Consider the following 19,623-nt stretch of genomic DNA (forward strand, 5'->3'; position numbering starts at 1 on the left):
GAAACTTTCCGATCCCCAGATCTGCATGAACGAGGGTGTATGCCTGCACGGGTTGAGCAGCCGGAGATCGCCGACCGCCGGTCGCGGCGGGTCGAGGAGCTGCTGGCGGAGATGACGCTCGACGAGAAGCTCGCGCAGCTCGTGGGCGTGTGGCTGAACGTCAATCGCGAGGAGGGCGTGGTCGCGCCGCTGCAGGACTCGATGCAGGGCGAGGACGTGAAGTTCGAGGCGTTCGCCGAGCACGGCGTCGGCCAGATCACCCGCCATTTCGGCACCCGGCCCGTCGAGCCGGAATGGGCCCGCTCGGCGCTGGCCGCGCGGCAGCGCTGGCTGCGGGAGAGCACGCGGCTCGGCATTCCGGCGCTCGCGCACGAGGAGTGCCTGACGGGGCTGGCGGCGTGGCGGGCCACCACCTACCCGGTGCCTCCGGCGTGGGGCGCGTCGTTCGACCCCGCGCTGGTGGAGGAGATGGGCCGCAGGATCGGGGAGAGCATGCGCTCGCTCGGCGTGCACCAGGGCCTGGCCCCCGTGCTCGACGTGATCCGCGACCAGCGGTGGGGCCGGGTCGAGGAGTGCGTCTCCGAGGACCCGTACGAGGTGGCCACGATCGGCGCCGCCTACGTGCGCGGCCTGCAGTCCACGGGCGTGATCGCCACCCTCAAGCACTTCGTCGGCTACTCCAACTCCAGGGCCGGCCGCAACCTCGCCCCCGTGCACGCGGGCGCCCGCGAGGTGGCCGACACGCTGCTGTTCCCGTTCGAGGTCGCGGTGCGCGACGCGGGCGCCGGCTCGGTGATGAACTCCTACGCCGAGATCGACGGCATCCCGATCGCCGCCGACGGCCACTACCTGACCGGGATCCTGCGCGATGAGTGGGGGTTCGAGGGCACGGTCGTCGCCGACTACTTCGCGGTGGCGTTCCTGCACACCCTGCACGCGGTCGCCGCGGACGCCGGGGACGCCGCCGTCCAGGCGCTCACCGCGGGCATCGACGTCGAGCTGCCCACCGGCGTGACCTACCTGGAGCCGCTGCGGGAGGCGGTCGCCGAGGGGCGGATCGAGCAGTCGCTGATCGACCGGGCGCTGCGCCGCGTGCTGCGGCAGAAGGCGGAGCTCGGGCTGCTGGACGACGACTACGACCCCGAGCCGTCCGGCCCCGTGGACCTCGACGACGCCGGCTCCCGCGACCTGGCCAGGAGGCTGGCAGAGGAGTCGGTCATCCTGCTCACCAACGACGGCGTGCTCCCCCTGTCCGGGGATCGGCGGATCGCGGTCGTCGGGCCGAACGCCGACGACGTGGCCGCGCTGTTCGGCTGCTACTCCTTCGTCCAGCACGTGCTGCCGCACTTTCCCGGCGTGGAGACCGGCCTCGCCGCCCCGACCGTGCTGGAGGCGCTGCGCGCGGAGCTGCCGGACGCGCGGATCAGCACGGCCAGGGGCACCGGCGTGGACGACGGCGACCGCGAGGGCATCCCCGCCGCCGCCCGGCTGGCCGCCGGGTCCGACGTGGCGATCCTGGTGCTGGGCGACCGGTCGGGGCTGTTCGGCCGGGGCACCTCCGGCGAGGGCTGCGACGCCGAGAGCCTCGACCTGCCGGGCGCGCAGCGGGAGCTGGCCGAGGCGGTGCTGGCCACGGGCACGCCGACCGTGGTGGTGCTGATGACGGGCCGCGCGTACGCCGTGCCGTCGATCGTCGAGGGCGCCGCCGCGGTCGTGCAGGCGTACTTCCCCGGCGAGGAGGGCGCCGGGGCGATCGCCCGCGTGCTCAGCGGTGCCGTGAACCCCTCGGGCCGGCTGCCGATGAGCATGCCGCGCGGCACCGCCGGCCAGCCGTACAGCTACCTGCACCCGCGGCTGGGCGCGGCCAGTTCGGTCAGCAACCTCGACCCCGCCCCCGTCCTGCCCTTCGGGCACGGCCTGAGCTACACCAGCTTCGAGTACGCCGGTTTCACCGCCGACGCCGAGGTGCCGGCCGGGCAGCCGATCCGGTGCTCGGTGGTGGTGCGCAACGCCGGCGACCGGGCCGGCGCGGAGGTCGTCCAGGTGTACGCCACCGACCGGATCGCCTCCGTCACCCGCCCCCTCGCCCAGCTCGCCGGCTACGCCCGGGTCGAGCTGGCGCCCGGCGCCGCCGCGAGGGTCACGTTCGACGTGCCGGCCCGGCTGCTGTCGTTCACCGGCAGGGACGGGCGGCGCGTGGTCGAGCCCGGCGAGATCGGCCTGTCCGTACGCCGCTCCGCCGCGGACGTGGTCGACGAGCTGACGGTCACGCTGACCGGCCCGGTGTACGCGTTCACCGGCTCCGAGCGCCGCCTGACGGACGTTTCCATTGAAGATCACAACTAACGGGAGCAGTGGTATGTCGGGCATGTCGCGCATGGAGAGTTTCCGGCGGCGGGTGGGTGGTTTCGCGTTCGGCGGCGACTACAACCCCGAGCAGTGGGACCGCGAGGTGTGGCAGGAGGACGTCCGGCTGATGCGCGAGGCCGGCGTGAACACCGTCAGCCTGGGCGTGTTCGCGTGGGCCTCGCTGGAGCCCGAACCCGGCACGTACGAGTTCGGCTGGATGGACGAGATCATGGATCTCCTCCACGAGAACGGCATCAGCGTCAACCTGGCCACCCCCACGGCCGCGCCGCCCGTCTGGCTGACCCACCTGCACCCCGAGGTGTTCCCCATCAGGGAGGACGGGCACCCGTTCGGTTTCGGCAACCGCATGCAGTACGACCCGTCGTCGCCGATCTACCGCGAGTACGCGGCCCGGATCACCACCAAGCTGGCCGAGCGCTACTCCTTCCACCCGGCGCTGGCGATGTGGCACATCAGCAACGAGTACGGCCCCACCTCCTACGGCCCGGCCGCCGCCGCCAACTTCCGCACGTGGCTGAAGCGCAGGTACGGCACCCTCGACCGGCTGAACGAGGCGTGGACGACCCGCTTCTGGGGCCAGGTCTACACCGACTGGGAGCAGGTGGACGTCCCGCACATCCCGCGCACCTGGATGAACCCCACCCGCCGGCTCGACTTCAAGCGCTTCACCTCCGACGCGCTGCTGGAGTGCTACGTCGCCGAGCGGGACATCGTGCGCTCCTTCCGCGACGACATCCCGGTCATGACCAACTTCATGCGCTTCTTCCGCCACGCCGACTACTGGAAGTGGGCGCCGGAGGAGGACGCCGCCGCGCTCGACATCTACCCGAACCCGGCCGACGCCGACTCCCACGTCTCGGCGGCCTTCAACTACGACCTGTTCCGCTCACTCAAGGGCGGGCAGCCGTGGATGCTGATGGAGCAGTCGAGCAGCGCGGTCAGCCAGTGGCAGCTCAACATCGTCAAGGAGCCGGGGCGGATGCGGCTCGGCTCGCTGCAGGCGGTGTCGCGGGCGGCCGACTCGGTGATGTTCTTCCAGTGGCGGGCCAGCCGCGGCGGCCAGGAGCGCTTCCACTCGGCGATGCTGCCGCACTCCGGGCCCGGCTCGCGCACGTTCAGGGAGATCACCGACCTGGGCCGCGAGGTCAAGCTGCTCGCCCCGGTCGCCGGCACCCGGTCGCGGTCGGACATCGCGATCATGTTCGACTGGGACGGCTGGTGGGGCCTGGAGGAGGTCTTCGGCCTGCCGCGCTCCGATTTCAGCTACACCGACACCGTCATGCGGCACTACACGCCGCTGTGGGAACGCCATCACGCCGTGGACGTGGTGGGCCACGCCTCGCCGCTGGACGGGTACAAGGTGCTGATCGTGCCGAACGCGTACCTGATCGACGACGAGGCCGCCGCGCGCGTCCACGAGTTCGCCCGGAACGGCGGGACCGTGATCATGTCGTTCTTCTCCGGCGTCGTGGACGCCGACAACCGGGTCAGGCCGAACGGCTACCCGGGGGCGTTCCGCGAGCTCATCGGCGCCAAGATCGACGAGTACTGGCCGGCGCGGCCGCACGAGGAGTTCGCCGTGACGTTCGCCGACGGGCGGCGCGCTACGGCGACGTGGTGGCGCGACGACCTGCACCTGGAGTCGGGCAAGGCGCTGGCCACGTACGCGGACGGGCTGCTGGAGGGGCGGGCCGCCGTGGTCGAGAACGCCTACGGCGCCGGGCGTGTCGTCTACTTCGCGACGCTGCTGGAGCAGGACGCGTTCGACACCACCGTGGCGCGGGTCGTCGAGGAGGCGGGCGTGCGCTCGCGCTTCGAAGGGGTTCCCGCGCACGTGGAGTGCACCGTGCGGGGTGACGACGCCCACGAGTACGTGTTCCTGCTCAACCACAGCGCCGAGGCGGGCGCGTCCGTCCCCGTCGGAGGGGAGGGGACGGACCTGCTCACCGGCCAGGCGGTGCCGGGCGAGGTCACGCTGGCGCCGCTGGGCGCGGCGGTGGTCCAGATCGCTCGCGCGTGACGGGCTGAGCGGGAGCGCTGCCGCCGAGCATGCGGTGGCCGGCGGCCGTGTCCAGGTACTCGCGTACGCGGTGGATGCGGCCGTCGCGCAGCTCGAAGACGAAGCAGTAGTCGTTGCGGTAGCTGCCGCCGCCGGCCGGCGTGGCCGTCATGGTCTCCTCCACGACCACCACGTCGCCGTCGGCGTAGAAGCCGCGGAAGTCCAGCGACACGTCCGCCACGAACAGGCGGTGGAAGTCGACGGCCAGGAAGCGGGTGATGGCGTCCCTGCCCACCATGTGGGACGGCCCGCCGAGGGCGGTGGCGGTCGCGTTGCCCGCCGGGGCCAGCCATTCGGCGTCCGCGGTGAAGAAGGCGGCGATCGTGTCCGCGTCCCTGGACGAGAACGATCGCCAGGCGCGCCGGACCAGGTCACGGCTCTGCTCGGAGGTCATGCCGAGGGAGTCTAGGCAGCGGGCGCGGGCCTGGACCGGCTGTTTTCGGACCTGGTCACCTCCTGCCCGTCCGGCCCCGATCCGGGCGGCTAAAGGGCCTGCTCCGCGTACGCGGTCGCGATCTCGATGGCCGGCCGGTAGGCGGCGAGCCGGCCGGGTGTCCAGCCGGCCGGGCCGTGTGCCGTGTCGTGGGTGGCGATCCGGTAGATCAGGGCGCGTACCAGCATCTGGCCCCACTCCGGCAGGTGGGCCCAGCGGGCGGCCAGCGCGGGCGGGGCGCCGTACCAGCACAGGGCGTCGGCGACCGCGACCGCCGCCGCCCACGACGGGGGCCGCCAGTAGAGCGGCCAGTCGATGATCGCCGGCGGCAGGCCCTCGGCGAACAGCACGTTGCCCGGCAGGTCCCCGTGCACCGCCTGCGACGGGAGATCGACCGGGCGGCGTGCCCGGATCAGGGGCTCCAGCAGCCCCGCCGCGCCGGACGGGGCCGGCAGTTCCTCCCACGCCACCCGGTCGCCGCGGGACCAGGGGTCGTCGCGTTCGTCCAGGAAGGACGGTCTGGGCAGGTGCGCGATCGCCTCGTGGAAGGCTGCGGCGGCGCGGAGCACGTCGTCCTGCCTGCGCACGTCCGGCTCGCCCGGCACGAGCCGGTACGCCTCCCAGCCCCGCGTCACCCACCCGCCGCCGTCCGCCGCCGGCACGGGACGGGCCACCCGGAAGGCGGGCGAGCCGGGCAGGGTGGCGAGGACGTCGGCCCGCCAGAGGGCTTCGGGAAGGAAGCCGGCCCGCTTGAGCACCACGGTCCCGGCCCGCCACGCGCCTCCCATCCAGACCGGCTCGGCCCCGGCCACCCCGTAGGCGGCCAGGATGCCGGCGGGCGGCGGCCCGTCCCCGGTGAAGGCGGTGGCGGTCACGAGGTCGCGAGCCAGGTGTCCACGTCCGTCCTGAGCCGCGCCTTCAGCTCCTCCGGCGCGAACGACGCGTCGATCGACGCCCTGGCGAACCCGGCGAGCTCCGCGTCCCCATAGCCGAAGACCTCCCGCAGCCGCAGGTACTCCTCCCCCAGCGCCGTCTCCCCGTCCGTGTTGACCGTGACGGCCAGCCCCGCCTCCCGCAGCCGGGGCAGCGGGTGCTCGGCGAGCGACGGCACGAGCCCGAGCAGCACGTTCGAGAACGGGCAGACCTCCAGCGGGAGGCCGCGCTCGCGCACCTCGGCCACCAGCGCGGCGTCGTCGAGCACCCGGATGCCGTGCCCGAGCCGCTCGGCGTGCCCCACCTCGATCGCCTCCCGGATGCTGGCGGCGCCCGCCGCCTCCCCCGCGTGGTGCACCAGGTGCAGCCCGGCGTCCCTGGCCGCGTCGCACACCTGCGCGAACGGCGCCAGCGGGTAGCTCTCCTCGCCCGCCACGCCGATGCCGATCACCCGCTCGTGGCGCAGGGCCAGCTTGTACGTCTGCCACATCCGCTCCACCGGCCGCCGCCTGGAGTGGTCGAGCAGCACCCGGCACTCGATCCCGAACCTGGCCTGCCCCTCGGCCAGCCCGTCGAGCACCGCCTCCAGCGGCATCTCCGGATCCCCGACGCGCTCGCCGTGCGACGCCGCCGTGAACGTGACCTCGACGTACCGGGTGCCCTGGGCGGCCTCGTCGGCGCAGAACTCCACCGCGACCCGCCTGAACCGGTCGGCCGTGGTCAGCAGCTCGCGCACCTTGGCCCGCTGGTCGGCGAACTGCCTGAAGGTGGTGAAACCACCCTCGGGCTCCGGCGGGCCGCCCCACTCGCGCACGGTCGCCGGCCGTACGGTGCTCTCCAGGTGTACGTGCAGGTGGGCCTTGGGCAACGTCCGTACGTCTCTCACGTGCGACCACCCTATGAGCCGCCCGGGCCGCCCGCAGCTCAATTTCCGGCGTACGGTCGCAGACGGGACCCTTGCCGGGAGGACCGTGGTGCTGGTTCACGGCGTCCCCGGCCTGGCCCATCCCCGGTTCCGCCGGCACGACGCCGCGCGGGTGTGGCAGACGCCGGGCCCGCCCCCACCGGTGGATCGCCGCGTGCCGCCCCTAGGCGAGTGGCCGCTTGGTGAGGCGGAGCTTCGACTGCTTGTGCGGCAGCCGTTCCCAGTCGTCCATGAACGCCGCGTCGAAGCCGTACCTGCCGGCCAGCGCGACGAGCGTCTCGGTGCGGTAGTAGAAGTCCTCCCGCAGGACCTGGTGCTCCCTGCCCTCGGTGCGGTCGAAGGTGAAGTCGAACCACGCGCCGGGCTTCATGACCCTGCCCACGTGGGCGAAGCACTCCTCGATCACGTCCAGCGGGGAGTGCGAGAAGACGCTGTGCGCGTGCACGACGTCGAAGTGCGCGTCGGGCAGGAAGGCGAAGCGCAGGTCGCGTACGGGAGTGAGGTAGGGCAGCTTGTCCGCCAGGCCGTGCTGGACGATCGTGTTCTGGGCGGCCATGAGGATGTCGGGCGAGATGTCGATGCCGTAGTAGTTGCCGGTGTGCAGGTAGTCGATGAACAGGTGGCCGGCCCGCAGGTTGCCGCAGCCGATCTCCAGCATCCGGCATTCGGGCTTCAGGCCGTGCTCCACCAGGTAGTCGAACTGCATGCGGCCCAGCGCCAGCCACCGCTTGTGGGTGTGCGAGCCGACGGCGCCCTCGGGGTCGCGAGCCGTGTCGGACTTCATGACGGCGCGGTAGTAGCCGACGTGGTCCCGCGTACGCAGCCTGAACCACGTGTCGCGGGCCAGGCGCCGCAGGTGGGGGACGATCTTGTGTGGGTTCTTGACGGCGTACGTCGCTTGGTGGACGAGGCTCGATCGGGAGCGTTTCACGCCTTGGAATCTAGGTCAGGGGTGCGGGCGGCCATAGGGCTGTCGCGACACTCTTGATTTCCCGTTTGCGCAGCCTTTCTGTCACCGGCCGCTCGCCTCCCTCCTCTGCCGCCCCGCGAGGGGTTGAGGAGGGGGCCATGGCGGGCGTGCGCGCCGTCTCAGGGGGCCGCTCAGCTCAGGTACTCGCGCAGGGCCAGGGAGCGGGACGGGTGGCGGAGCTTGGACATGGTCTTGGCCTCGATCTGGCGGATGCGCTCGCGGGTGACGCCGTAGATGCGGCCGATCTCGTCGAGCGTCATGGGCTTGCCGTCCGTGAGGCCGTAGCGCATGCTGATCACGCCCGCCTCGCGCTCGGAGAGCTGGTCGAGCAGGGCCCTGAGCTGCTGCTGGAGCAGCGTGAACGAGACCGCGTCCGCCGGCGAGACCGCCTCGGTGTCCTCGATGAGGTCGCCGAACTCGCTGTCGCCCTCCTCCCCCAGCGGCGTGTGCAGGGAGATCGGCTCGCGACCGTACCGCTGGACCTCGAGGACGCGGTCGACGTCGAGCTCGCTCTCCTTGGCGATCTCCTCGGGGGTGGGCTCGCGCCCGAGGTCGCTCTGCAGCCGCCGCTGCACCCGCGCGACCTTGTTGATCAGCTCGACCATGTGGACGGGGATGCGGATCGTGCGCGCCTGGTCGGCCATGGCCCGGGTGATGGCCTGCTTGATCCACCAGGTGGCGTACGTGGAGAACTTGTAGCCGAGCTGGTAGTCGAACTTCTCGATCGTCCTGATCAGCCCCAGGTTCCCCTCCTGGATCAGGTCCAGGAAGAGCATGCCGCGGCCGGTGTAGCGCTTGGCGATGGAGACCACGAGCCGCAGGTTGGCCTCCAGCATGCGGCGCTTGGCGCGCAGGCCGTCGTCGGCGATCCATTCGAGGTCGGCGCGCAGCTCGTGCGGCAGGTCCGGCTCGGTGTCGAGCCGCTCCCTGGCGAACAGCCCGGCCTCGATGCGCTTGGCGAGGTCGATCTCCTGCTCGGCGGTGAGCAGGGGTACGCGGCCGATCTCCTTCAGGTAGGCCTTGACCGAGTCGGCGCCGACGGCCGCGCCACCGTCGGCGCCCGCCTCGGCGCTGGTGTCGTCCAGTTCGAGAACCTCTGCTGCTTGGGACAAAACTCTCTCCTCGCTCGCTTTGGATGATGGACGGCGGCCTAAAATTAGGTCGCACCTAACTTTAGGTGACCTCGAAGAGATGGTCAACCTAAAATAAGGTCGAACCTAACTTTTTGTGGAAGACTGGGGCCATGAGCACCGGCACCTTGGGGTTGAGGGAACAGAAGAAGCGAGAGACCCGGCAGGCCATCTCTGACCACGCTACCCAACTGTTCCTGGAACGTGGCTTCGACCGGACGACGATCGCGGACATCGCGGCCGCCGCCCGGGTCGCCAAGATGACCGTGACCAACTACTTCCCGCGCAAGGAGGACCTCGCCCTCGACCACCACGAGGAGTTCGCGGCGGGCCTCGCGGAGACGGTCGCGCGCCGCCCGGCCGGGGAGTCGGCGCTCGGGGCCGTGCGGCGGGTGTATCTGGCGGCGCTGGAGCGGCGGGACCCGGTCATCGGGTTCACCGGGCGGGACTTCGCCAGGATGGTCGCCGACAGCCCCACCCTGGTGGCGCGCCTGCGCGACCTGCACGACCAGCGGGAGGAGGCCCTGGCCCGGCAGCTCGCGCAGGAGGCGCCGGGGGATCCGGTCGCGGCGCGGGCCGTGGCGGCGCAGCTCGCGGCGGCGGATCGGCTGCTCTTCCGTGAACTGCAGGCCCGCATGCTGGCGGGCGAGGCGGGCGAGGCGGACGAGGTGGACGAGGTGGACGAGGACGGCATCGCCGCCGCGCTCGGCGAGCTGGCGCGCCGCGTCTTCGAGCTGCTGGAGCCCGCCATCGGCGACTACGCCATCCGCTGAGCCGGAACACGCACGCGACAACCTTCCCGACCTCCTTACGGCGCGGTCACGGAACTCCCGGGCGACGACCATACGATCTCCCCCTCCCCCACCCCGGCGAACGCCATCAGCCGGGCCCCCTCCGCGGCCAGCTCCCCCATCACCTCGTCCGGCAACGCCCGGAAGGGCTCGAGGGTCAGCACACCGTCCTTAAGGTCCCACACGCCACCGACAGTTCCGTCGACGAGGAAGGTGGGATAGACGACCGCTCCCACGCACACCGCCTTGCGCTGCTCGGCGGTCATCATCCGGCTCCGGTCGGCGAAGGCGACGATGAGGTTGTCGAACCAGGGCAGGAAGCGTACGGGCGCGGGCGTGTCGGCGTCGGCGAGCGGCGCGTCCGCCAGGTCGTAGAGGACACGTCCGGAAATATCGTGATAACGGCGGAGGCCGGGCATCGCCTCCATGACCCCGCGCAGCCGCGTCAGGCCCGACCACATCTGCACGTCCATCACGCTCGCCGGCCCGAACGCCGCCAGGTACCGCGCCACCAGCCGCTCCACCGCCGGCGCCGGCTCCAGCGGCCGCCCCAGCCACTCTTCCGCCAGCGTGAACGGCGTCGGCCCGCCCTTCCCCCAGATCCCGTTCGGCGGCGTGTGCACGACCGGCAGCATCGCCTGCGCCGACCAGCCCAGCGCCGTCGGGTCGACCTCGGGCCACCGCTCCCGCAGCAGGTCGCGGATCTGCGGCCGGGTGAGCGTGCGCCCGGCCAGGTGCCCGCGCGCCAGCTCCGCGAGCTCCGCCACGTCCACCCCGCGCATCAGCCGCCCGAACGCCGCCTGCCGGGTACGGGAGAGGATCACCTGCACCAGCGGCCGGATCCAGACGTAGTCGTCGGCCAGCGTCAGGTGCTGGGTCCCGCGCAGCAGCGAGCCCCGCACCACCTGCCTGCCGTACAGGAGCGAGGCCAGGTCGTCCTGGGTGAAGGAGGCCAGGCGGGTCCAGAGCCCGATGTACGGGGCGTCGATCTCCTGTCCCTGCACCGCGACCAGGCGCTCGACGGCCTGGGCGGCGGACATCCCGGACCGGTTCAGCAGGAGCTGCCGTTCCAGGGTGGTGCGGTTGAGTACGCGGAGGCCGAGCTCGGGGGTCTGCGTCATACGAGCAGCGTAGGAACTATTGCGGCAAGTCTCCTTCCGCGTTGCGCAGCTCCTCCAGGGCGTCGCGCAGGTGCCCGGCAAGCTCCCAGGCGTCCGGCACCATCTCCCTGTCGGTGACGATCCCGATGTCGAGCGAGCCGTCGTAGGAGAAGGCCGTCATGTTCACGCCCCCGCTCACCTCGGTGATCACCGAGACGGGGAAGTGGCACAGCAGCCGCGCGCCGCACACGTACAGGGGGAACTGGGGGCCCGGCACGTTCGAGATGATCACGTTGATCGGCGGCGCGGCCTGTCCGACCAGCGCGAACGCCGAGCGCGAGGCCAGCCCCATGAGGGCGGCGGGCATCGACTCGCTGAACTCGCGCAGCCACCGCGCGGGCGCCAGCGAGAACCTGTCCTTGATCCGGTGCATGGCGTGCCGCACGTGGTGCAGCCGCGCGGCGGGGTCGGCGACGTGGACGGCCAGCGGCGCCGTCATGATCGCCACCTGGTTGCCCGGCCCCTCCTCCCCCACGGCACGCAGCGAGAACGGCACCCCGGCCACCAGCGGCTGCCGCGGCACCCCGCCGTGGCGGGCCAGCCACGCCCGCAGCGCGCCGGCGCACACGGTCATGACCACGTCGTTGACCGTGACCCCGAACGCCTTGCGCACCTGCTTGATCTCCTCCAGCGGCAGCGACACGAACGCGAAGCGGCGGTGCCCGGACAGCGGCCCGCTGAACGGCGTCCTGGGCGCGGGCAGCGCCGGCAGGTCGGGCGCCCGGCCGCTGCCGGCCAGGCGGCGGGCGAGCCCGGAGACGGCCGCGGTGCCGGGGATCCACGACACGACGGGGATCTCGTCCAGGTGCGGTACGGCACGGGCGGCGAACCGCACGGCGCCGGCGGGGTTGCCCGCCAGCCTGGCCAGCCCGCGCGCCACCATGGCCAGCGGCGCGGGCGGCGGCTCGTCCCGCTCGGGCGGGAACGGGGGCGGCGGCGCGGGCTCGGGGGTGAGGTCGAGCAGCGCGGCCAGCACGTCGGCGCCGCCGATGCCGTCCACGGCCGCGTGGTGGATCTTCGTGTAGAGGCCCATGCGCCCGCCGGACAGCCCGTGGATCAGGTAGATCTCCCACAGCGGGCGGCCGCGGTCGAGCCGCCGGGCGTGCAGGCGCGAGACCTGGTCGGCCAGCTGCCGGTCGTCGCCCGGCGGCGGCAGGCCGATCTCGCGTACGTGGTAGTCGAGGTCGAGATCGTCCTCCTGCACCCAGTACGGGTGGTCCAGCCCCAGCGGCACGGTGGCCAGCCGGCGCCGTAGCGCGGGCACGTACGGGAGCTTGCGTTCGAGCAGGCCCTGCAGGTCGGCCCGGTTCAGATCGCCGTCCAGGATGGCCAGGCCGGCGATGTTGGCGATGTTGGTGGCGGTCTCGAAATGGAGGAACTGCGCGTCCAGGGCGGTCAGCTGCGGCATCGTCACACCTCCGCCACCGAACCAATCAGACGGCGTCCGCCGCTTCAAGAGCCAGTGACGTGGCGTCGGGCTCGGCGAAGGCGAGCAGGCGCAGGCCCTCCTCCTCCAGCGGGCCCAGGTCCGTCTCGCCGAACGGGGTGACGAGCAGCCTGGCCTTCTTGCCCGAGCGCTTGATCTGCCAGGTCCCGGCCGCGAAGCCGTCCACCAGGTAGACGGCCCGTACCCGCAGGTTTTTGGTGGTGACGAAGCCCTTGTGCTCGTCGGCCAGCACGCGGGTGCGGTCGGCGTGGCCGAGGATCAGCGTGTCGAAGTCGGGCAGGAACCGTACGGGGGCGGGCACGTCGCCGCCGGGCCGGGGCGCGCCTGGCAGGTCGAACAGCTCGCGCCCGGTGTCGTCGGTCAGCCGTTCCAGGTCCATGCCGGCCATGACCTCGCGCAGCCGGCCGAGCCCCGACCAGGTCTGCACGTCGGCGGGGGTGGCGGGGCCGAACGCGGCCAGGTAGCGCTCGATCAGGGCGGGCGTGTCCGCGGGCGCCATCGGGAGGCCGGGCAGGCCGAACGCCGGGTCGCGCGGGTAGCTCCAGCGGTCCTGCGTCGGCTCGATGACCAGCGGGGTGAGCATGCGGGCGGCGTACCCGAGCGCCCGGTCGTACCCGCCGGGGAACTCCTCCAGCAGCCGGGGCCGCAGCTCGTTGAACGTCATGGGCCCCGCTGCGAGCAGCCGTTCCGCGGCGGCCGCGACCGCGTCGAGGTCGACCCCGTCGAAGCGGCGCGCCGCCGCGGCCAGCGTCGGCGCCACCAGCGGCCGGAACGCCGCGAAGTCGGCGGCCGTCACCAGGTGCAGCGTGGCCCGCCACAGGGTGGCGCGCACCAGCGTGCGCGCGTGCAGCGCCGCGTGCAGGTCGTCGCGCTCGAACCCGGCCAGCCGCGTCCACACCCCGAGGTACGGCGGGCGCGGCTCCTGCGCCTGCAACCCCACGAGCCGGTGCACCACGTCGGCCACGTCCCCCTCGTAGCGGGAGAGCAGGTGCTGACGGGCCAGGGTGGCACGGTTGAGGTCGCGAAGGTTGAGCATCTACATATCATGCCTTTCCCCATTAAAGAGGTACGCGCCACGTACCCCGCCCTGGCCGACGGATACGCCTACCTCGACGGCGCCGCCGGCACGCAGACCCCCCGGCCCGTGATCGACGCCATCGCCACCGCCTACAGGACGGGGATCGGCAACGTCGGCGGCGCCTTCCCCGCCAGCCACCGCTCCGACGCCATCGTGGCCGCCTGCCGCGCCGCCGTGGCCGACCTGGTCGGCGGCCACCCCGACGGCGTGATCCTCGGCCCGAACATGACCACCCTCACCTACCGCCTGTCCAGGGCCCTGGCAGGCCCGGGTGACGAGGTGGTGCTCTCCCGGCTGGACCACGACGCCAACGTACGGCCCTGGACGCAGACCGGCGCCACCGTACGCTGGGCCGAGGTGGACCCGGTCACCGGCGAGCTGCCCGTCGAGCAATACGCCGGCCTGATCAACGAGCGGACCAGGGTCGTCGCCGTCACGGCGGCCAGCAACATCCTCGGCACCCGGCCCGACGTGCCCGCCATCGCCGAGCTGGCGCACCGGGCGGGCGCTCTCATGTACGTGGACGGCGTGCACGCCACCCCGCACGGCCCCGTGGACATGCGGGCGCTGGGGGCCGACCTCTACGCCACCAGCGCCTACAAGTGGTCGGGCCCGCACATCGGCGCCGTGGTCGCCGACCCGGCGCTGCTGGAGACGATCAGGCCCGACAAGCTGGCCTCCTCCCCCGACACGGTGCCGCACCGGTTCGAGACGGGCACGCTGCCGTTCGCCGACCTCGACGGCGTGACCGCCGCCGTGGACCACCTCGCCGCCATGGTGCCGGGCACCGGCAACCGCCGCGAGCGCCTGCTCACCTCGATGGCCGCCGCGGAGGAGCACGAGCTGGCACTGTTCGCGGTGCTGGTCGCGGGCCTGGAGACGATGCCGCACGTCACCGTGTACGGCAAGCCGGCCAGGCGCACCGCCACCGCGTACTTCAACGTGGCAGGCCACGCCCCGCGCCAGGTGGCCGAGCACCTGGCCAGGCTGCGCGTGAACGTGTGGAGCGGCCACAGCTACGCCTGGGAGCTGACCGGCGCGCTCGGCATCCGCGACACGGGCAGCGCGGTCCGCGCGGGCCTGGTGCACTACAACGACCGCTCGGACGTGGACCGCCTCCTGGAGGGGGTGGCCGCCCTGGCGTGACCCCCGGACCCGGGTGTGCATGATGCACGGTGAGGCCGTGCCGGCTGTGGGATTTCACCACTGACATGCTCTTGACCAGCGCCTATGGTGGGCGGCTAAGCAACACCCCCGCCTGCGAAGGAGCCCGGCATGGCCTCAGCCGTCGGTGTCGACGATTACGCGCTCACCAGGGTCCCCCAGAGCGCCCGCTACTCCTGGTGGTCGGTCGCCGTTCAGCGGTTCGGCCAGGTCTCCGCGCTGAGCCAGTTCCTGCTCGGCGCCACGCTCGGCTTCGGGATGGGGTTCTGGGAGGCGTTCCTGGCGCTCACCCTGGGCGCCGTCATCCTCGAGGTGGTCGCCGTCTTCGTCGGCGTCATCGGCATGCGGGAGGGGCTGTCCACCTCCATGCTGGCCCGCTGGACGGGGTTCGGCAGGTCCGGGTCGGCGCTGATCGGGCTGGCGATCGGGATCAGCCTCGTGGGCTGGTTCGGCATCCAGTCGGCGGTCTCCGCGCAGGGGCTGGCCGCGCTGGTGGGCGGGCTGCCCGAGTGGGGCTGGTCGCTGGTGTTCGGGCTGGTGGTCACCTCGATCGTGCTGTGGGGGTTCGGCTCCATGGCGTGGACGGCCTACGTCACCGTGCCCGCGTTCCTCGTCCTGGTCGGCTGGTCGATCATCAGCGAGCTGTCCCGGCACGACGTGGGCGCGCTGATGGCCTCGGCCCCGCCCGGCCCGCAGCTCAGCCTGCTGGAGGGCACGACTCTGGTCGCGGGCGGGTTCATCGTGGGCTCGATCATCACGCCGGACATGACCCGGTTCAACCGCAGCGTCGCCGACGTGGTCAAGCAGACGGTGGTCGGCGTCACGCTCGGCGAGTACGTCATCGGCATGGCCGGCGTGCTGCTCGCGCACGCCGTCGGCACCAGCGAGATCACCACCATCGTCACCTCGTCGGTCGGCTGGGTCGGCATCCTGGTGATCGTCGCGGGCACCGTGAAGATCAACGACTGGAACCTCTACTCCTCCGGCCTCGGCCTGGTGAACTTCGTCGGCACCGTCTTCGGCAGGCGCGTGCACCGCGGCCTGGCCACCGCGCTGATCGGCGTCGTGGGCAGCGTGCTGGCCGCGGCGGGCATCCTGGACGCCTTCACCGAGTTCCTGACGCTGCTCGGCGTGGCGTTCCCGCCGATCGCCGGGATCATGGTGGCCGAGTACTTCGTGGTCCGGCGCTGGCGCGGCGACCTGGAGGCCGCCAGGGCCGGCGGGCGGCTGCCCGAGCAGGCGCCGGCCTGGGTGCCGGCCACGCTGGTGATCTGGCTGGTGGCGGCCCTGGTGGGCAGGTTCGTGGAGGTCGGGCTCGGCAGCATCAACTCGCTGGTCGTCGCGTTCGTGCTGTACGTGGTGGCGGGGAGGCTGGGGCTGGTGCGGGGCGTGGGGGCCGGCCGTACCGAGCGGGTGCGGGTCTGAGAGACAAGTGAGGGGAATTCTCGTGCGTATCGGCATCGACGTGGGCGGCACCAACACCGACGCCGTCCTCCTGGACGGGCGGCAGGTGCTCGCCGCCGTCAAGACCAGCACCACCGCGGACGTCACCTCCGGCATCGTGGCCGCCATCGCGGGGCTGCAGGAGCAGCGGCCGTTCGACCCGGCGGACGTGCGCGCGGTGATGATCGGCACGACGCACTTCATCAACGCCCTGGTCGAGGCGCGCAGGCTGGCCCCGACGGCGGCGCTGCGGCTGAGCCTGCCCGCGGGGGCGTCGCTGCCGCCGATGGTCGACTGGCCGGGGCGGCTGATCGAGGCGGTGTCCGGGCGCGGCTACCTGGTGCACGGCGGGCACGAGTTCGACGGCAGGCACATCGCCGAGCTGGACGAGGCCGAGGTGCGCAAGGCCGCCGCCGACATGGGCCAGGCGGGGGTGCGCAGCGTCGCGATCACGTCGGTGTTCTCGCCGGTCAACGCCGAGTTCGAGGCGCGCGCCGCGGAGATCGTCGCCGCCGAGCTGCCGGACGCGGCGATCTCGCTGTCCTCCGAGATCGGCCGGATCGGGCTGCTGGAGCGGGAGAACGCCACCATCATCAACGCCGCGCTGCGCGAGCTGGCCGCGCACATCGTGGACGGCCTGGCCTCCTCGGTCGGCGGCGCGGGCATCACCGCGCCGCTGTACCTGAGCCAGAACGACGGCACGCTCATGGACGTGGACTTCGCCCGCCGCTATCCGGTGGCCACGTTCGCCTCGGGGCCGACCAACTCCATGCGCGGCGCCGCCGTGCTTTCCGGGCTCGACACCTGCGCGGTGGTGGACGTGGGCGGCACCACCAGCGACGTGGGCGTGCTGCGGCACGGCTTCCCGCGCGAGGCCACGACCGACGTGACCGTGGCCGGGATCCGCACCAACTTCCGCATGCCGGACGTGCTGTCCATCGGCATCGGCGGCGGCAGCCGGGTACGCGAGGGAGCCGTGGGCCCCGACTCCGTCGGCTACGAGCTGACGTCCAGGGCGCTGGTGTTCGGCGGCGACACGCTGACCGCCACCGACATCGCGGTGGCGGCGGGCCGGGCCGAGATCGGCGACCCGTCCCTGGTCGCGCACCTGGACAGGGGCCTGGTCGAGGCGGCGCTGCGGCGCATCGCCGACGACGTCGCCGACGTGGTGGAGCGCATGCGCACCTCCGCCGAGCCGCTCCCGGTCGTGGCCGTCGGCGGCGGCTCGGTGCTGCTGCCGGACGAGCTGGCCGGCGCGGGCGAGGTGCGCCGGCCCGACCACTACGCCGTGGCCAACGCGATCGGCGCGGCCATCGCCCAGATCGGCGGCGAGGTGGACCGCGTGTACGCCGTCGAGCCGGGACGCCGCGACGCCGTCGTGGACGCCGCCAAGCAGGAGGCCGTGGACCGGGCCGTGGCGGCCGGCGCGTCCCCCTCGACCGTGCGGATCGTCGACTTCGACGAGGTGCCGATCCCGTACCTGCCCGGCAACGCCACCCGCATCAGGGCCAAGGCCGTGGGCGAACTCCAGCTCACCGACGCGAAGGGACGCTGACACATGCGCGAGATCACCCTGGCGGACCTGGACGACATCGCGACCGGCGCGGCCATCCTGGGCACGGGCGGCGGCGGAGACCCGCACATCGGCCGCCTGCTGGCCGCCTCCGCCGTGCGCGAGTACGGCCCGGTGAAGCTGTGCTCGCTGGACGAGCTGCCCGACGGGGCCGCCCTCGTCCAGGTGGCCATGATGGGCGCGCCGACCGTGATGGTGGAGAAGCTGCCCTCGATCGACCAGGTCTCCGCCGCGGCCGGCGCCCTGAGCGGCTACCTCGGCAGCGGCCTGACCCACATCGCCTGCGCCGAGGCCGGCGGCGTCAACTCGCTCATCCCAGTGGTCGCGGCGGCGCAGCTCGGGCTGCCGCTGGTGGACGCCGACGGCATGGGGCGGGCCTTCCCCGAGATCCAGATGGTCCTGCCCACCCTGTACGGCATCCGCGCCACCCCGATGGCCATCGCCGACGAGAAGGGCAACCGCGCCGTCCTGGACACCGTGGACAACCACTGGGCCGAACGCCTGGCCCGCTCCGCCACCATCGACATGGGCTGCTCCGCGATGATCAGCTCGTACGCGATGACCGGCGCCCAGGCCCGCGACTCGCTCGTGCCCGGCACCCTCAGCCTCTGCGCCGAGCTGGGCCGGCTGGTCCGCGAGGCCCGCGCCGCGCACGCGGACCCGGTGGCCGCCGTGGTCGCCCGGCTGGGCGGCTCGACGCTGTTCACCGGCAAGGTGACCGACGTGGAGCGCCGCACCGTGACCGGGTTCGCCCGCGGCACCGCGACGCTGGCGGGCCTGGACGGCGACGCCGGGAGCGAGCTGACGCTGCGCTTCCAGAACGAGCACCTGGTGGCCGAGGTGGACGGGCGGGTGCGGGCGACCGTACCCGACCTGATCTGCACCCTGGACCGCGAGAGCGGCGAGGCCGTCACCACCGAGGCGCTGCGGTTCGGGCAGCGGGTCACGGTCATCGCCGCCCCCGCGGACCCGCGCTGGCACACCCCCGAGGGGCTGGCGCTGGCCGGGCCGCGGTACTTCGGCTACGACCTCGACCCCGTCGGGGCGGCCGGATGAGCTGGGAGCTGACCGAGGACGACCTGCCGGACCTGGCGCGCGGCGCCGCCCTCCTGGGCACGGGCGGGGGCGGCGACCCGTACGTCGGGCACCTGCTGGTGCGCGAGGCCATCCGCGAGCACGGCCCCGTCACCGTGCTCGACCCGGACGACCTGGACGACGACACCCTCGTCATCCCCACCGCCCAGATGGGCGCGCCGACGGTGGTGCACGAGAAGCTGCCGCGCGGCACCGAGCCGGTCGCCGCGCTGCGCGCGCTGGAGGCGCACCTGGGCAGGAGGGCCGGCGCGACCATGCCGATCGAGTGCGGCGGCATCAACTCGATGATCCCGCTCGTCGTCGCCGCCAGGACCGGCCTGCCCGTCGTGGACGCCGACGGCATGGGGCGCGCCTTCCCCGAGCTGCAGATGGAGACGTTCGCCGTGTACGGGGTGCCGGGCTCGCCGATGGTCGTGGCCGGGGAGCGCGGCGAGACCACGATCATCGACACCGGCGCCGACAACGCCCGCATGGAGTGGCTGGCGCGCGGCATCACGATCCGCCTCGGCGGCGTGGCGCACATCGCCGAGTACCCGATGACCGGCGCCCAGGTCAAGCGCACGGCGGTGCCGCGTACGCTGTCGCTCGCCCGCACCGTGGGGCGCACGCTCAGGCAGGCCAGGCAGCGCTCGGCCGACCCGATCGCGGCGCTGGCCGAGGCCCTGCGCGACACCCTGTACGGGCACCTGCGCGTGCTGTTCCGCGGCAAGGTCACCGACGTCGAACGGCGTACCGAGGCCGGCTTCGCCCGCGGCAGGGCGGCGGCGGTGTCGTTCGACGGGCGGCACGAGCTGGAGCTGATGTTCCAGAACGAGCACCTGGTGGCGCTGGTGGACGGCCGGGCGCGCTGCGTCGTGCCCGACCTGGTGTGCGTGCTGGAGTCGGAGCAGGCCGAGCCGATCACCACCGAGAGCCTGCGGTACGGCCAGCGGATCACGGTGGTGGGCATCTCCACGCCGGCCCTCATGCGCACCCCGGAGGCGCTCGCGGTGTTCGGGCCCGCCGCGTTCGGCCTGCCGTACGCGTTCAGGCCGGTCGAGGAGGCCGCGTGA

The 19,623-nt window shown here is 72.8% G+C and carries 15 protein-coding genes and 1 pseudogene; 8 read left to right on the forward strand and 8 right to left on the reverse strand.

Annotated features, from left to right (window positions below; all coding sequences use genetic code 11):
- Window positions 1–39 precede the first annotated feature (39 nt).
- Window positions 40–2,346, forward strand: a complete 2,307-nt coding sequence (locus HD593_RS30795; protein ID WP_185105491.1) for a beta-xylosidase/alpha-l-arabinosidase — start codon at window positions 40–42, stop codon at window positions 2,344–2,346.
- Between the two features lie 22 nt (window positions 2,347–2,368).
- A complete protein-coding gene (locus HD593_RS30800) occupies window positions 2,369–4,390 on the forward strand; it encodes a beta-galactosidase (RefSeq protein WP_246546801.1) in 2,022 nt (673 codons plus the stop codon).
- Here the strand turns inward: HD593_RS30800 and HD593_RS30805 are convergent.
- The 5 genes and pseudogenes from HD593_RS30805 to HD593_RS30825 all read right to left on the reverse strand — a co-directional run.
- The gene (locus HD593_RS30805; RefSeq protein ID WP_185105492.1) at window positions 4,341–4,823 is read right to left on the reverse strand and encodes a nuclear transport factor 2 family protein; all 483 of its coding nucleotides are present in this window, start codon (window positions 4,821–4,823) and stop codon (window positions 4,341–4,343) included. The genes HD593_RS30800 and HD593_RS30805 overlap by 50 nt on opposite strands.
- Before the next feature lie 89 nt (window positions 4,824–4,912).
- On the reverse strand, window positions 4,913–5,737 hold the full coding sequence (locus tag HD593_RS30810; protein WP_221525071.1) for a TIGR02569 family protein: 825 nt from the start codon (window positions 5,735–5,737) through the stop codon (window positions 4,913–4,915).
- On the reverse strand, window positions 5,734–6,681 hold the full coding sequence (gene add / locus HD593_RS30815; protein WP_185105493.1) for an adenosine deaminase: 948 nt from the start codon (window positions 6,679–6,681) through the stop codon (window positions 5,734–5,736). Before add ends, HD593_RS30810 begins: the two co-directional genes overlap by 4 nt.
- Window positions 6,682–6,883: 202 nt before the next feature.
- Entirely contained in the window at window positions 6,884–7,651 is a 768-nt protein-coding gene (locus HD593_RS30820; RefSeq protein ID WP_185105494.1) for a class I SAM-dependent methyltransferase, read from the reverse strand.
- A 170-nt stretch (window positions 7,652–7,821) separates the two neighbouring features.
- A pseudogene (locus HD593_RS30825) lies at window positions 7,822–8,784 on the reverse strand (RNA polymerase sigma factor); the annotation flags it as partial.
- A gap of 149 nt (window positions 8,785–8,933) precedes the next feature.
- On the opposite strand from HD593_RS30825, the gene HD593_RS30830 reads away from it, so the two are divergent.
- Window positions 8,934–9,593: a TetR/AcrR family transcriptional regulator gene (locus HD593_RS30830; protein WP_185105496.1), complete on the forward strand. Its 660-nt coding sequence runs from the start codon at window positions 8,934–8,936 to the stop codon at window positions 9,591–9,593.
- Window positions 9,594–9,628: 35 nt separating this feature from the next.
- Here HD593_RS30830 and HD593_RS30835 read toward each other — a convergent pair whose 3' ends face one another.
- From HD593_RS30835 to HD593_RS30845, 3 genes are read right to left on the reverse strand one after another with little or no spacing between them, the layout of a single operon-like run.
- Window positions 9,629–10,732 carry a winged helix DNA-binding domain-containing protein gene (locus HD593_RS30835; RefSeq protein WP_185105497.1) on the reverse strand — a complete coding sequence of 368 codons (1,104 nt, stop codon included), beginning with the start codon at window positions 10,730–10,732 and terminating at the stop codon, window positions 9,629–9,631.
- 16 nt (window positions 10,733–10,748) lie between these two features.
- Complete coding sequence (locus tag HD593_RS30840; RefSeq protein ID WP_185105498.1) at window positions 10,749–12,179, reverse strand: WS/DGAT/MGAT family O-acyltransferase; 1,431 nt, start codon at window positions 12,177–12,179, stop codon at window positions 10,749–10,751.
- A 25-nt stretch (window positions 12,180–12,204) separates the two neighbouring features.
- Window positions 12,205–13,254, reverse strand: a complete 1,050-nt coding sequence (locus tag HD593_RS30845) for a winged helix DNA-binding domain-containing protein (RefSeq protein WP_185105499.1) — start codon at window positions 13,252–13,254, stop codon at window positions 12,205–12,207.
- A 9-nt stretch (window positions 13,255–13,263) separates the two neighbouring features.
- On the opposite strand from HD593_RS30845, the gene HD593_RS30850 reads away from it, so the two are divergent.
- The 5 genes from HD593_RS30850 (at window position 13,264) to HD593_RS30870 (ending at window position 19,623) form a co-directional block, all read left to right on the forward strand.
- Window positions 13,264–14,442, forward strand: a complete 1,179-nt coding sequence (locus HD593_RS30850; protein ID WP_185105500.1) for a cysteine desulfurase-like protein — start codon at window positions 13,264–13,266, stop codon at window positions 14,440–14,442.
- A 129-nt stretch (window positions 14,443–14,571) separates the two neighbouring features.
- Window positions 14,572–15,885, forward strand: coding sequence for a purine-cytosine permease family protein (locus tag HD593_RS30855; protein WP_185105501.1), 1,314 nt, complete (start codon window positions 14,572–14,574; stop codon window positions 15,883–15,885).
- A gap of 22 nt (window positions 15,886–15,907) precedes the next feature.
- Window positions 15,908–17,458: a hydantoinase/oxoprolinase N-terminal domain-containing protein gene (locus tag HD593_RS64570; RefSeq protein WP_185105502.1), complete on the forward strand. Its 1,551-nt coding sequence runs from the start codon at window positions 15,908–15,910 to the stop codon at window positions 17,456–17,458.
- A gap of 3 nt (window positions 17,459–17,461) precedes the next feature.
- On the forward strand, window positions 17,462–18,532 hold the full coding sequence (locus tag HD593_RS30865) for a DUF917 domain-containing protein (RefSeq protein ID WP_185105503.1): 1,071 nt from the start codon (window positions 17,462–17,464) through the stop codon (window positions 18,530–18,532).
- On the forward strand, window positions 18,529–19,623 hold the full coding sequence (locus HD593_RS30870) for a DUF917 domain-containing protein (protein ID WP_185105504.1): 1,095 nt from the start codon (window positions 18,529–18,531) through the stop codon (window positions 19,621–19,623). Before HD593_RS30865 ends, HD593_RS30870 begins: the two co-directional genes overlap by 4 nt.

The organism is Nonomuraea rubra (assembly GCF_014207985.1).
Taxonomy (GTDB): Bacteria; Actinomycetota; Actinomycetes; order Streptosporangiales; family Streptosporangiaceae; genus Nonomuraea; species Nonomuraea rubra.

What these genes read in the sequence shown, in the direction of transcription:
- HD593_RS30795 (WP_185105491.1), top strand. Translation starts at nt 40, where the DNA reads ATGCCTGCACGGGTTGAGCAGCCGGAGATCGCCGACCGCCGGTCGCGG.
- HD593_RS30800 (WP_246546801.1), top strand. Translation starts at nt 2,369, where the DNA reads ATGTCGCGCATGGAGAGTTTCCGGCGGCGGGTGGGTGGTTTCGCGTTC.
- HD593_RS30805 (WP_185105492.1), bottom strand. Translation starts at nt 4,823, where the DNA reads ATGACCTCCGAGCAGAGCCGTGACCTGGTCCGGCGCGCCTGGCGATCG.
- HD593_RS30830 (WP_185105496.1), top strand. Translation starts at nt 8,934, where the DNA reads ATGAGCACCGGCACCTTGGGGTTGAGGGAACAGAAGAAGCGAGAGACC.
- HD593_RS30835 (WP_185105497.1), bottom strand. Translation starts at nt 10,732, where the DNA reads ATGACGCAGACCCCCGAGCTCGGCCTCCGCGTACTCAACCGCACCACC.
- HD593_RS30840 (WP_185105498.1), bottom strand. Translation starts at nt 12,179, where the DNA reads ATGCCGCAGCTGACCGCCCTGGACGCGCAGTTCCTCCATTTCGAGACC.
- HD593_RS30845 (WP_185105499.1), bottom strand. Translation starts at nt 13,254, where the DNA reads ATGCTCAACCTTCGCGACCTCAACCGTGCCACCCTGGCCCGTCAGCAC.
- HD593_RS30850 (WP_185105500.1), top strand. Translation starts at nt 13,264, where the DNA reads ATGCCTTTCCCCATTAAAGAGGTACGCGCCACGTACCCCGCCCTGGCC.
- HD593_RS30855 (WP_185105501.1), top strand. Translation starts at nt 14,572, where the DNA reads ATGGCCTCAGCCGTCGGTGTCGACGATTACGCGCTCACCAGGGTCCCC.
- HD593_RS30865 (WP_185105503.1), top strand. Translation starts at nt 17,462, where the DNA reads ATGCGCGAGATCACCCTGGCGGACCTGGACGACATCGCGACCGGCGCG.
- HD593_RS30870 (WP_185105504.1), top strand. Translation starts at nt 18,529, where the DNA reads ATGAGCTGGGAGCTGACCGAGGACGACCTGCCGGACCTGGCGCGCGGC.